Annotated in this window: 9 protein-coding genes and 1 tRNA gene; 3 read left to right on the forward strand and 7 right to left on the reverse strand. The window is 69.0% G+C overall.

The window, feature by feature from the left end:
- Window positions 1-5: 5 nt before the first annotated feature.
- The 6 genes from OUA97_RS05900 to OUA97_RS05925 all read right to left on the reverse strand — a co-directional run bounded on the left by OUA97_RS05900 (window position 6) and on the right by OUA97_RS05925 (window position 5,041).
- On the reverse strand, window positions 6-2,048 hold the full coding sequence (locus OUA97_RS05900; RefSeq protein ID WP_267230897.1) for a S9 family peptidase: 2,043 nt from the start codon (window positions 2,046-2,048) through the stop codon (window positions 6-8).
- 101 nt (window positions 2,049-2,149) lie between these two features.
- Window positions 2,150-2,890, reverse strand: a complete 741-nt coding sequence (lptB, locus tag OUA97_RS05905) for an LPS export ABC transporter ATP-binding protein (protein WP_267231005.1) — start codon at window positions 2,888-2,890, stop codon at window positions 2,150-2,152.
- Between the two features lie 29 nt (window positions 2,891-2,919).
- Window positions 2,920-3,462: an LptA/OstA family protein gene (locus OUA97_RS05910; protein WP_267230898.1), complete on the reverse strand. Its 543-nt coding sequence runs from the start codon at window positions 3,460-3,462 to the stop codon at window positions 2,920-2,922.
- An 81-nt stretch (window positions 3,463-3,543) separates the two neighbouring features.
- Window positions 3,544-4,161: an LPS export ABC transporter periplasmic protein LptC gene (gene lptC, locus OUA97_RS05915; protein WP_267230899.1), complete on the reverse strand. Its 618-nt coding sequence runs from the start codon at window positions 4,159-4,161 to the stop codon at window positions 3,544-3,546.
- Window positions 4,162-4,168: 7 nt separating this feature from the next.
- Window positions 4,169-4,786 (reverse strand): ribonuclease D, encoded by a 618-nt coding sequence (locus OUA97_RS05920; RefSeq protein WP_267230900.1) that lies wholly within the window; start codon window positions 4,784-4,786, stop codon window positions 4,169-4,171.
- 168 nt (window positions 4,787-4,954) lie between these two features.
- Window positions 4,955-5,041: transfer RNA gene (locus tag OUA97_RS05925), tRNA-Leu, on the reverse strand.
- A 157-nt stretch (window positions 5,042-5,198) separates the two neighbouring features.
- On the opposite strand from OUA97_RS05925, the gene OUA97_RS05930 reads away from it, so the two are divergent.
- A complete protein-coding gene (locus OUA97_RS05930; protein ID WP_267230901.1) occupies window positions 5,199-6,167 on the forward strand; it encodes a complex I NDUFA9 subunit family protein in 969 nt (322 codons plus the stop codon).
- Window positions 6,168-6,333: 166 nt separating this feature from the next.
- Here the strand turns inward: OUA97_RS05930 and OUA97_RS05935 are convergent, their stop codons facing one another.
- Window positions 6,334-7,140 (reverse strand): undecaprenyl-diphosphate phosphatase, encoded by an 807-nt coding sequence (locus OUA97_RS05935; RefSeq protein WP_267230902.1) that lies wholly within the window; start codon window positions 7,138-7,140, stop codon window positions 6,334-6,336.
- A 224-nt stretch (window positions 7,141-7,364) separates the two neighbouring features.
- Between OUA97_RS05935 and OUA97_RS05940 the strand changes: the two genes are divergently transcribed.
- Together OUA97_RS05940 and gltB are read left to right on the forward strand one after the other, a co-directional pair.
- Window positions 7,365-8,801 (forward strand): NAD(P)-dependent oxidoreductase, encoded by a 1,437-nt coding sequence (locus tag OUA97_RS05940; protein WP_267230903.1) that lies wholly within the window; start codon window positions 7,365-7,367, stop codon window positions 8,799-8,801.
- A gap of 5 nt (window positions 8,802-8,806) precedes the next feature.
- Window positions 8,807-13,372, forward strand: coding sequence for a glutamate synthase large subunit (gene gltB / locus OUA97_RS05945; RefSeq protein ID WP_267230904.1), 4,566 nt, complete (start codon window positions 8,807-8,809; stop codon window positions 13,370-13,372).
- Window positions 13,373-13,411: the final 39 nt, after the last annotated feature.

The following is a 13,411-nucleotide window of genomic DNA, read 5'->3' on the forward strand; positions in this document are numbered from 1 at the left end:
CTGACCTATTTGTAGCGCTCGAACCAGGCGAGGATCGCCTGGACCCGCGCCGCCGACTGCGAGGGGCGCACCGCCAGCCCGCCATGCGAGGCCTCGGGCACGCGGACGAAGGCCGTCGGCACCCCGCGCAGGCGCAGGGCCTGATAGTACTGCTCGGACTCGCCCACGGGCGTGCGCAGGTCGCGGTCGCCGACCAGCACCAGGGTCGGGGTCTTCACATTGCCGACCAACGACAGCGGCGAGCGCGCCCAGTACCCTTGCGGGTCTTCCCACGGCATTTTGCCGAACCAGTAGTCGGCCATGAAGTTGGCCCCGTCGACGGTCAGAACCTGGCTGGTCCAGTTGATCACCGGCTTCTGGGTCGCCGCGGCCTTGAAGCGGTCGGTCTTGCCGACGATCCAGGCGGTCAGCAGCCCGCCGCCCGAGCCGCCGGTGACATAGAGCCGGCTCGGGTCGACGAAACCCTTGGCCACCCCCGCGTCCACCACGCTGATCAGGTCGTCGTAGTCGTGGGCGGGATAGGTCTTGTCGATCTCGTTGGCGAAGGCCGCGCCGTATGAGGTCGAGCCGCGCGGGTTCGAGTAGACCACCACGTAGCCGGCAGCCGCATAGAGCTGGTTGTCGCTCGAGAAGTAGGGACCGTAGGCCGAGAACGGCCCGCCGTGGATCTCCAGCACCAGCGGATACTTCTTCGACGGGTCGAAGTTCGGCGGCGTGACGATCCACGCGTCGATCGGCTTGCCGTCATAGGACGAGGTCACCGCCAGCCTTTCGACCTTGCCCAAGGTCTTGCCGGCGAACAGGTCGGCGTTAAGCGCCGTCAGCCGCCGCGCCGGCCCCTTGCCGGCGACCGCGATGTCGGCCGGCCGCTCGGGCGACCCTTGGGTGAACGCCACGGCGCCGTCCCGCGCCAGCGAGAAGTCCCCGCCGGTATAGGGCCGGTCGAGGGCGGGGCCGGCCAAGCCCTCGGCCAGGACCTGGACCTTCCCGTCCAGCCCCACCTTGGCCAGCTTCTTCACGCCGTGATCGTCGTAGGAGACCACCAGGCTGCGCCCGTCGCGCGACCATTGCGCGCCGTCGATGCTGCGGTCCAGGCCGGCGGTCAGCGACCGCGAACCCTGACCGTCCGCGCCCATCACATAGAGCTGCGCGTTCTCGTAGCTGCGCCGCGCGGCGTCGTCATAGCCGAGATAGGCGATCAGCCGTCCGTCGGGCGACACCACCGGCGAGGCGTCGGGCCCCACCCGCCGGGTCAGCTGGGTCAGGGCGCCGTCGGTCGCCGAGACGCTGAAGAGCTCGCTCTCGTTCGGATTGCGCTCCCAGTCCTTGTTGCGGTTGGACGAGAACAGCACCTTGCCGCCGTCACCGCTCCAGGCGATCGGGCCGTTGGCGTCGAACTTGCCGAAGGTCAGCTGGCGCGGCGCGCCGCCGTCGGCCGAGACCACGAAGACGTGGGAAAAGCCGGGCTTCAGTTCGCCGTCGCCGTCGGCGCGCCAGGTCATCCGGTCTTCGACCTTCAGCGGCGGCGCCCAGCTCGCGCCTTCGGGCTTGGCCAGCGGCGCGCCCAGCTTGGCCGGCTGGTCGGCGGTCAGCATCAGGATCGCCAGCGACTTGCCGTCCGGCGACCAGGCCAGGTCGCTGGGCGCCTGCTCCAGGGCGGCGACCTGGGCCGAGCGCCCGCTGGCCATCCAGCGGACGTGGATCTGCGGGCCGCCGGGCCCCGACACGACATAGGCCAGGCGCTGCCCGTCCGGCGACCAACGCGGCCGGCTGTTCGAGCGATCGTCGGCGATCAACGGACTCTGGGCGCCGGTCTTGGGATCGATCAGCCAGATCGCGCGGCGACCGCGGTCGGTCATGATGTCGTTCGCGACCCGCACATAGGCGATGGCGCCTCCGTCCGGCCGGAACTGCGGGTCCGAGGCGTATTCGAGTCCGAAGAGATCGCGGGCCGTGAACACGCGCGAGGGCGCCTCGGCGACCTGAGCGACGGCGGGCGTCACGGAAAGGACGGCGCAGGCCGCGACAATCAGACTGGCGTAGCGCATTTGGAACAGGGCCCCCGACCGCCCCATCGCGGCGGCGCCATAGAAGGAATTTGCGCGACGATTGTCCAGGCGCGGACGAACGCGTCTCGGACCCGACGCGATCAGTCCTGGCCGAAGCGCTCGCCGAGATAGACCCGGCGCACTTCCGGATCGTCGACGATCTGGTCGGGGGTGCCCTCGAACAGCACCTCGCCGGCATGGATGATCGAGGCGCGGTCGATGATGTCCAGGGTCTCGCGGACATTGTGGTCGGTGATCAGGATGCCGATGCCGCGGCCCTTGAGATAGGTGATCACCTCGCGGATGTCGGCGATGGCCAGCGGGTCGATGCCGGCGAACGGCTCGTCCAGCAGCATGAACGACGGCTCGCTGGCCAGGGCCCGGGCGATCTCCACCCGGCGGCGCTCGCCGCCCGACAGCGACACCGCCGGCGAGGTCCGCAGGTGCTCGATGCGCAGCTCCTGCAGCAGCTCGGTCACCGTCTGCTTGGCGCGGACCTGGCTGCGCTCGCGCAGTTCGACCACCGCCATGACGTTCTCCTCGACGGTCATGGCGCGGAAGATCGAGGTTTCCTGCGGCAGGTAGCCGACGCCCATGCGGGCGCGCTGGTACATCGGCTGGCGGGTAATGTTCTCGCCATCGAGATAGATCGAGCCGTAGTCGGCCGGGATCAGCCCGGTGATCATGTAGAAACAGGTGGTCTTGCCGGCGCCGTTGGGGCCGAGCAGGCCCGCGACCTCGCCGCGCGCCAGGCGCAGCGACACGCCCTTGACCACCGCACGCTTGCGGAAGGACTTGCCGATATTGTCGACGACAAGACCCTCGCCGGCCAGGCCCGGCAACGACTGTTCGGCCTCAGCCAAGTGAACTCCTAGCGGCGGGCGGCGGGCTGGCCCGCCTGCTGGTTCGGATAGATGACGGCGCGCGGGCGCGCCTTGCCGGGGCCCTTGGCGCCCGACTGCATCTGCGCGTCGCCGGTCGCGACATTGACCACTAGCCGGTCGCCGCGGATCACGTTCGGCCCCGACACGGCGACCACGTCGCCGGTGATGACGATGCGTTCGGCGGTGACGTCGTAGTTGGCGTTGTCGCCGCGGACCTTCTGCTGCGGGGTCACGTAGTAGACGTTGCCGATCGCCTCCATGCGGTCGAGAGCGCCGCACGATCCGCCGGCCGCGCCGGGACGGCCCGCGCCCTTCTTGGAAAAGGTCTTGATCACGTCGGCGCGCAGCCGCGTGCGGTCCTGCAGCGCCTCGGCCGATCCGCTCCAGATCGACACGCACTCGTTGTTGATGACTTCCAGCGCGTCGGCGGTGATGTCCACCGGCGCATCCGAGCTCTGGCTCAGCTGCGCGGCGGCCGGGCTCGCGCCCAGCGTCAATGCGACTACGGCCATCGCCGCCAGCTTCGTCATTTCAAGCCCGCTCATGCTCATGAAGCCCATCTGGGAAGCCCGGTCCGAAAGTCGAGTGCGAAAAGATCGAGTCCGCAAGCTCTACTTCGAATCGATGCGTCCGCGCACCCCGCCCTTGAAGACCAGGCGCTCGCCCTTGTCGTACACGCCATAGGACTTCGCCGTGATTTCGCCAAGCGACGAGGCGCCGGAGATCAGCCCCTCGCCTTCGAGTTCGCCCGTCGCGGTGTTGAAGATCGAACTGGCGGTGTCGAAGGTGACGTCGCCGCCGCTCATCTTCACCCCGCCGTCCAGGTTCAGCACCCGCCGGTCCTCGCTGTAGACGCCGGACTTGGCGGTCACCCGCGTCGGGTTCACCCCCTCGGCGTCGAGGATCAGCGCCGGCTTGTCCAGCAGCACTCGTTGATAGTCGTTCTCGTCGCGCACCGCGGTCGATGCGGTCAGCACGAAGGCCCGCCCCTTGTCGTCCTTGCCGACAAAGCGCGGATTGACCAGCTCGATGGGAGCGTCGGCCTCGCGCGGCTTGGCGTCGCGGCCAAGGAACGTGGTGTGGGCGATGAAGCCGAGCAGCGCCGCCAGGATCGCCACGATCAGCGCCGGCAGGATGACCCGCAGCCGCCGGATCAGCCGCGAACGCCGCCGCCAGCGCTCGAAGTCGCTGCGGACCGGCGGTTGGACTGTGGCGGCGAGCGACGTCATCGGCGTCTCAGGCGTGCGCGAAGATGTCGACCTCTTCCCAGCCCCTCACGTCCAGCAGGGCGCGGTGCGGAAGGAAGTCGAAACAGGCGCGGGCCAGGCCGTCGCGGCCTTCGCGCGCCAGCATGGCGTCAAGCTTGTCGCGCAGGGCGTGCAGGTGCAGCACGTCCGAGGCGGCATAGGCGATCTGTTCGTCCGACAGCTTGGCCGCGCCCCAGTCCGAGCTCTGCTGCGCCTTGGACATGTCGACGCCCAGCAGCTCCTTGCTGACGTCCTTCAGGCCATGGCGGTCGGTATAGGTGCGGGCCAGCTTCGAGGCGATCTTGGTGCAGTAGACCGGTGCGGTGACCACCCCCAGATGCAGGTGAAACATGGCGATATCGAATCGTCCGAAATGGAAGATCTTCAGGATTTTCGGATCGGTCAGCACCCGCTTCAGGTTCGGCGCGTCATAGGTCGAGCGGTCCAGCTGGACCAGATGGGCGTCGCCCTTGCCGTCCGACAGCTGCACCACGCACAGCGGGTCGCGGCCCAGCGCCAGGCCCATGGTCTCCGAATCGACCGCTACGGCCTCGGCGTCGGCGAACACGCCCTCGGGAAGATCGCCAATATGCAGATGGTTGGCCAAGGGCCGTCTCCGAAACTTCAAGTCGCGCCACCCTATATAGCGCGCGATCTGCGGCGCACAGGCGCAGACACGCGATGGACGTACACCTGTCGCGGCGGCGCAACGCTGGCGCAACCTGCAGGAACCATGATGTCTGGGAGCTGAACAGGCGCCACTCTGCTATGAGAGTGGTGCCCAGGAGAGGACTCGAACCTCCACGACCTTTCGGCCACTGGCACCTGAAGCCAGCGCGTCTACCAATTCCGCCACCTGGGCCCGGTCCCTTCGGATCGGGGAGGGCGCTCTTTAGGGCGCCGCTCGGCCGCGGTCAACACGCTCTGTCGCATTATTCGATGTCTCGTTGCAGCGCCCGTCGGCTTCGTCTATCCGGGCCGCTCGGAACCCTCTTTGTTTTCATATGCGGACGCACGGCATGCAGGATCTGGTCACGGTCTTCGGCGGATCAGGCTTCATCGGAACCCAGATCGTTCGGGCCCTCGCCAAGCAGGGCCTGCGCATCCGGGTGGCCGTTCGCCAGCCGCACCTCGCCCACACCATGCGCCTGATGGGCGACGTCGGTCAGGTCGAGGTCGTGCAGGCCAACATCCGTGACGAGGCTTCGGTGCGCCGCGCCCTGGCCGGCGCCCAGGCCGCCATCAACGCGGTCGGCATCTTCCACGACACCGGTCGCCAGAAGCTGGCCGACGTCCATGTCGACGGCGCGCGCAACGTCGCCCGCGCCGCCCGCGAGCTGGGCGTCGAGCGCCTGGTGCTGATCTCGGGGATCGGCGCCCACGCCCCCGGGGCCGCCGACTACGTCGCCTCCAAGGCCGACGGCGAGGCGGTCACCCGCGCCGAGTTCCCCGACGCCGTCATCCTGCGGCCTTCGGTCGTGTTCGGCCAGGGCGACAAGCTGCTCAACACCTTCGGCCAGATGGCCGTCTACAGCCCGGTGCTGCCGCTGATCGGGGCCGAGACCCGCCTGCAGCCGATCTATGTCGGCGACCTGGCCCGCGCCGCGGCGACCGCCGTCACCGATCCGGCCTGCGCCGGCCGCACCTACGAGCTGGGCGGACCGGGCGTCTTCACCGTGCGCCAGATCGTCGAGCTGGTGATCGCCGAGACCGGCCGCCGCCGGGGCCTGGTCCCGGTGCCGTTCGGCGTCGCCGGCCTGCTGGCCAAGCTCAGCGCCCCGATCGGCCTGATCACCCCGCTGTCGCCGCCGATCACCGCCGGCCAGGTCGAGATCCTGAAGACCGACAACGTCGCCGACCCGTCCCTGCCGGGCCTGGCCGACCTCGGCGTGACCGCGCCGATGACGCTGGAAGCGATCGCCCCGACCTATCTCTACCGCTTCCGCAAGGGCGGACAGTTCGCCGATCAGGCCCTCACCGCGGCCTGATCGCGCGCGCCTCCGCGCATCATCCCGGTTTCGGCGCGGCCGAAGACCGGGACCTATGAACACCTGATTGCGCTAGCTTTGGCGAGGCTGCGCGCCATTCCGCCCTCACAGCGCGAATGGATCCCGATCTTGCTGCGCAAACCGGGATGACGCCTGGGCCGGGGGCTCAGCCCCCGTGGGCGTACAGCACGCCCAGCCCGACCAGGCCCGCGCCGATCCGCCACCAGCCATAGGGCGCCAGCCCAAAGCGGTTGATGAAGTCGAGCATCGTCTTCACGACGACCAGCCCCGACAGGAAGCTGACCACGAAACCGATGGCGATGATCCCCAGATTGTCGCTGGTCAGCACGTCCTTGTTCTCCCAGAAGTCCAGGACGAACGCCCCGACCATGGTCGGGATGGCCATGAAGAACGAGAACTCGGCCGCCGCGCGCCGGTCGATGCCGATCATCACCCCGCCGACGATGGTCGCGCCCGAGCGCGACACCCCCGGCACCATCGCCAGGATCTGGCAGAAGCCGACGCCCAGCGCCCGCTTCCAGCTCAGGTTCATGGCGTCGTCTTCCTTGGGCGTCGGCGCCCAGCGGTCGACGAGCAACAGGATCACCCCGCCGACGATCAACATCACGCAGATCAGGCCGATGCTCTCGAACAGCACGGTCTTGATGAAGTCGTGCGCGAAGAACGCCACCACCATCGACGGCAGCACCGAGATCAGCACGCTGGCGGCGAACCACCGCGCCTTCGGGTCGCTCGGCAGGCGGATGAACACCCCCCACAGCCGCTGGAAGTAGATCACCACCACCGCCAGGATCGCGCCCAGCTGGATCATGACGCTGAAAGTGTCCCAGAAGCCGCTGGGCAGCCCCAGCAGCTTCTTGGTCAGCAGCAGGTGCCCGGTCGACGAGACTGGAATGAACTCCGTCAGGCCTTCGACAAGGCCGAGAATGACGGCGGCGATCCAGTCCGACACTGGCGACTCCATGGAACGAGATTGAGCGATCAAGGGCGATGAACAGGGTAAATTTCCAGTTCATCCATTTTTGGGACTATTTAACGGAAGTCTCGCGGCGCATCTGGCAGAACGCGACATCGTGACGGCTCAATTGGTCTCATAATTTTACCATCAACTTTTGTCGGCGCGCGTTCGCCGCTACACGAGCCTGCCTAGCATCCGGGTATGGAGGTTTTGCGGCCATGGCCGAGCGCATGCTGAAGTTCACGACGGTCGAACGCACGACGCCCCCCAAGCGCGCCGCACAAACCCGTTCGGGCGATTTCCACGAGATCTACGCCGACTTCATCGACGCGAAGGCCAGCGAGCAGGCTTCGCGCTGCTCGCAATGCGGCATCCCGTTCTGTCAGACCCACTGTCCGCTGCACAACAACATCCCCGACTGGCTGCGGATGACCGCCGAGGGCCGGCTCGAGGAAGCCTACGCCCTGTCGCAGGCCACCAACTCGATGCCCGAGATCTGCGGCCGCATCTGCCCGCAGGACCGCCTGTGCGAGGGCTCCTGCACCATCGAGCAATCCGGCCACGGCACCGTCACCATCGGCGCGGTGGAGCGCTACCTGACCGACAAGGCCTGGGAAGAAGGCTGGGTCCAACCTCTGCGCGCCGGGCCCGCCCGCGGCCAGTCGGTCGGGATCATCGGCGCCGGGCCGGCCGGCCTCGCCGCCGCCGAGCGCCTGCGCGAGATGGGATACGAGGTCACCGTCTACGACCGCCACGACCGCGCCGGCGGCCTGCTGATCTACGGCATCCCCGGCTTCAAGCTTGAAAAGGACGTGGTCGAGCGCCGCACCGCCCGCCTGGCCGAGGGCGGCGTCGAGTTCAAACTCGGCTTCGAGGTCGGCCGCGACGCCGGCCTGGACGAGCTGCGCGCCCGCCACGACTCGGTCCTGATCGCCACCGGCGTCTATGCGGCCCGCGAGCTGATCGCCCCCGGCTCCGGTTCGGCCGGGGTCGCCCCGGCGCTCGACTACCTGATCGCCTCCAACCGCATCGGCCTCGGCGACAGCGTCCCGGCCTATGACACCGGCGAGCTCAATGCGGCCGGCCGCGACGTCGTCGTGGTCGGCGGCGGCGACACCGCCATGGACTGCGTGCGCACCGCCGTGCGCCAGGGGGCCAGGTCCGTCACCTGCCTCTATCGCCGCGACCGCGCCAACATGCCGGGCTCGGCCCGCGAAGTCGCCCACGCCGAGGAGGAAGGCGTGGTGTTCGAATGGCTGGCCGCCCCGCGCGCCGTGCTCGGCGACGCCGGCCACGCCGACGGCCTGCGCGCCGTCCGCATGCGGCTCGGCCCGCCCGACGCCTCCGGCCGCCAGGCGCCCGAGGAGGTCGAGGGCGGCGACTTCGACCTGCCCGCCGACCTGGTCATCAAGGCCCTGGGCTTCGACCCGGAAGACTTGCCGAACCTGCTTTCCACGCCCGATCTCGCGGTCTCCCGCTGGGGCACGGTGAAGGCCGACTTCAAGACCATGCAGACCAGCCTGCCCGGCGTCTTCGCCGCCGGCGACATCGTCCGCGGCGCCTCGCTGGTGGTCTGGGCCATCCGCGACGGCCGCGACGCCGCTGACGCCATCCACCAACACCTCTCGCAGCGCGCGCTGCTGGCCGCGGAGTGACGACCATGAGCGATCAACACGACGACTGGTGCGAAGGCGACACCGCCCGCTACCTCGCCAACCGCGCGGCCCTCATCGACGCCCACGCCTATTCCCCCGGCGACGAGCGCGACGCCTGCGGCGTCGGCCTGGTCTGCGCCCTCGACGGCAAGCCCCGCCGCGAGGTGGTCGAGCTGGCCATCACCGCGCTCAAGAGCGTCTGGCACCGCGGCGCGGTCGACGCCGACGGCAAGACCGGCGACGGCGCCGGCGTGCTGCTCTCGGTGCCGCAGGACTTCTTCGCCGACCAGGTGACCCGCATCGGCCACGTGCTGCGCCCTGGCCCCATCGCCGTCGGCCAGGTCTTCCTGCCGCGCAACGACCTCGGCAATCAGGAGGCGGCCCGCACCATCGTCGAGGCCGAGGCCCTACGCTTCGGCTTCTACATCTACGGCTGGCGGCAGGTGCCCGTCGACACCTCGGTGATCGGCGAGAAGGCCAACGCCACCCGTCCCGAGATCGAGCAGATCATGCTCTCGCCGCCGGCCGGCCTGACCGGCGAGGCGCTGGAGCGCGCCCTGTTCCTGTGCCGCAAGCGCATCGAGAAGCGCGTCGCCGCCGCCGGCATCCAGCACTTCTACCTATGCTCGTTCTCGGCCCGGCAGCTGATCTACAAGGGCATGTTCCTCGCCCAGCATATCGACGAGTTCTATCCCGACCTGCGCGACGAACGCTTCGCCGCCGCGGTGGCGATCTTCCACCAGCGCTACTCGACCAACACCTTCCCCGAGTGGCGCCTGGCCCAGCCCTTCCGGATGCTCGCCCACAACGGCGAGATCAACACCAAGAAGGGCAACGTCAACTGGATGAAGTCGCACGAGATCCGGATGGCGGCCGACGCCTTCGGCGAGATGGGCGACGACGTGAAGCCGGTCATCCAGGACCCGCACGGCTCGGACTCGATGGCGCTCGACAACACCTTCGAGGTGCTGGTCCGCGCCGGACGCGACGCGCCGATGGCCAAGGCCCTCTTGATGCCCGAGGCCTGGAACGCCCGCTCCGACGAACAGATCAAGCCGGCGCACAAGGCGCTCTACGCCTACTGCAACTCGGTGATGGAGCCGTGGGACGGCCCGGCCGCGATCTGCGCCAGCGACGGCCGCTGGGTGGTCGCCGGCAAGGACCGCAACGGCCTGCGCCCGCTGCGCGTGGCCTATACCGACGACGGCCTGCTGATCATGGGTTCGGAAGCCGGCATGTGCCGGGTGGAAGAGTCGCGCATCGTCAAGAAGACTCACATCTCCGCCGGCCGGATGATCGCCGTCGACCTGGTCGAGGGCCGACTCTACGGCGAGGACGAGATCATCGACGAGCTCGCCGTCCGCCACCCCTACGACCAGTGGCTCGGCAACATGGTCGATCTGGAGAAGACCATCGCTCCGGGCCCGGAGCCGCGCGCCTATTCGCGTGAGGAGCTGGTCCGCCGCCAGGTCGCCGCCGGCCTCAGCCTGGAGGACATCGAGCTGATCCTCGCCCCCATGGTCGAGGACGGCAAGGAAGCGGTCGGCTCGATGGGCGACGACACCCCGCTGGCGGTGCTCAGCGACCAGTACCGACCGCTGTCGCACTTCTTCCGCCAGAATTTCAGCCAGGTGACCAACCCGCCGATCGACTCGCTGCGCGAGACCTCGGTGATGAGCCTGAAGACGCGGTTCAAGAACCTCGGCAACATCCTGGCCCAGGACGAGGCCCAGACCGACGTCTTCGTGCTGGAAAGCCCGGTGCTGACCACCGGCATGTACCGCCGCATCGTCGAGTTCATCGGCGAAAAGAGCGTCGCGGTCATCGACTGCACCATGCCGCTGCCGGCGCCCGAGAGCCGCGACGGCGACGCCCTGCGCGCCAACCTCGACCGCATCCGCGCCGAGGCCGAGGACGCAGCCCTGCGCGGCTGCGCCACCATCGTGCTGACCGACGAGGCGAGCGGCCCGGAGCGCCTCGCCCTGCCGATGATACTGGCCACCGGCGGGGTGCACTCCTCGCTGGTCGCCAAGGGGCTGCGCTCCTACGTCTCGCTGATCGTCCGTTCGGCCGAGTGCCTCGACACCCACTATTTTGCGGTGCTGGTCGGGGTCGGGGCCACGGCGGTCAACGCCTACCTGGCCCAGGAGAGTTTCCAGGACCGTCTCGACCGCGGCCTGACCGGCGAGCTGTCGCTGCGCGACCTCTGCCTCAACTACAAGCACGCCATCGAAGGCGGCCTCCTGAAGATCATCGCCAAGATGGGCATCGCGGTGATCTCGTCCTATCGCGGCGGCTACAACTTCGAGGCCCTCGGCCTCTCCCGCGCCCTGGTCGCCGAGTTCTTCCCCGGCATGCCTTCGCGCATCTCCGGCATCGGCCTGGCCGGCATCGAGGCCAAGGCCCTCGAGCTGCACCGCAAGGCCTGGGACGCCGCCGCCATCACCCTGCCGGTGGGCGGCTTCTACAAGGCCCGCCGCGCCGGCGAGGCGCACGCCTTCGAGGCGCGGATGATCCACACCCTGCAGCGCGCCTGCGACACCGGAAACTACGCCGCCTACAAGACCTTCTCCGAGGGTATGCGGCGGATGCCGACCATCCAGCTGCGCGACCTGCTCGACCTGCGCTCGCCCGAGCGCGCGGTCAGCCTCGACGAGGTCGAAAGCGTCAACGAGATCCGCAAGCGCTTCCTGACCCCCGGCATGAGCATGGGCGCCCTCAGCCCCGAGGCGCACGGCGTGCTCAACATCGCCATGAACCGGATCGGCGCAAAGTCGGTGTCCGGCGAGGGCGGCGAGGATCCGGCCCGCTACACGCCGCTGCCCAACGGCGACAACCCGAACTCGGCGGTCAAGCAGATCGCCTCGGGCCGCTTCGGCGTCACCGCCCAGTACCTGAACGAGTGCCGCGAGATCGAGATCAAGGTCAGCCAGGGCGCCAAGCCCGGCGAGGGCGGCCAGCTGCCTGGCTTCAAGGTCACCGAGCTGATCGCCAAGCTGCGTCACTCGACGCCCGGCGTGATGTTGATCTCACCGCCGCCGCACCACGACATCTATTCGATCGAGGACCTGGCCCAGCTCATCTACGACCTCAAGCAGATCAACCCGGAAGCCCGGGTCTGCGTGAAGCTGGTGGCCATGACCGGCATCGGCGCCATCGCCGCCGGGGTCGCCAAGGCGAAAGCCGATGTCATCCTGATCTCCGGCAATGTCGGCGGCACCGGCGCCTCGCCGCAGACCTCGATCAAGTACGCCGGCGGGCCGTGGGAGATGGGCCTGTCGGAAGCCAACCAGGTCCTGACCCTGAACAACCTGCGCCACTCGGTGCGCCTGCGGGCCGACGGCGGCATGCGCACCGGCCGCGACGTGGTCATCGCCGCCATGCTCGGCGCCGAGGAGTTCGGCATCGGCACCGCCAGCCTGATCGCCATGGGCTGCATCATGGTCCGCCAGTGCCATTCCAACACCTGTCCGGTAGGGGTCTGCACCCAGGACGAGGCCCTGCGCGAGAAGTTCTCGGGCAGCCCGGAAAAGGTCATCAACCTCTTCACCTTCATCGCCGAGGAGGTCCGCGAGATCCTCGCGGGCCTGGGCTTCCGCAGCCTCAACGAGATCGTCGGGCGCACCGACCTGCTGCAGCAGGTCAGCCGCGGCGGCGAGCACCTCGACGACCTCGACCTCAACCCGCTGCTGGTCCGCGCCGACCCCGGCCACCACGCGCCGTTCTGCACGGTGGCGGGGCGCAACGAGGTGCCAGACACCCTCGACGCCCAGATCGTCCGCGACGCCGCCCCGCTGCTTGAGCGCGGCGAGAAGATGCAGCTGACCTACACCGTGCGGAACACCGCCCGGGCGATCGGCTCGCGCACCTCCTCGCACATCGTCCGCAAGTTCGGCATGGACGGCCTGCCGCCCGGCCACCTGACCGTCCAGCTCAAGGGCTCGGCCGGCCAGAGCCTCGGCGCCTTCGCCGTCCAGGGCCTGCGCATCGAGCTGACCGGCGAGGCCAACGACTATGTCGGCAAGGGCCTCTCCGGCGCGACCCTGGTCGTGCGGCCCGCCCCGCAGCTGGCGTCTGCGCAGACCAACGCCATCATCGGCAACACCGTGCTCTACGGCGCCACCCGCGGGCGGTTGTTCGCCGCGGGCCTGGCCGGCGAACGCTTCGGGGTGCGCAACTCCGGCGCCGTCACCGTCGTCGAAGGCTGCGGGACCAACGGCCTGGAATACATGACCGGCGGCGTCGCCGTGGTGCTGGGCCCGGTCGGGTTCAACTTCGCGGCCGGGATGACCGGCGGCATGGCCTATGTGCTCGACCTGGACGACCGGTTCCTGACCATGCTCAACCGCGACAGCGTGGTGGTCGAGCGCATCGGGACCCGCCACTGGGAAGCCGAGCTCAAGGCCCTGGTCGAGGAGCACGCCCGCGAGACCGGCTCGGCCCTGGCCGAGACCATCCTGCGCGACTGGGACCGCCACCTGTCCAAGTTCTGGCAGGTCGTCCCCAAGGAAATGGTCCACCGCCTCGACAAGCCGCTCGCCGAGGAAGAAGCCGTGCACCACCGGGCGTAGGCTAGCGCATGCCCCTCACCCTTCCTTCTCCCCGGCGGG

The sequence above is a fragment of the Phenylobacterium sp. 58.2.17 genome, assembly GCF_026411515.1.
In the GTDB taxonomy this organism is placed as follows: Bacteria; Pseudomonadota; Alphaproteobacteria; order Caulobacterales; family Caulobacteraceae; genus Phenylobacterium.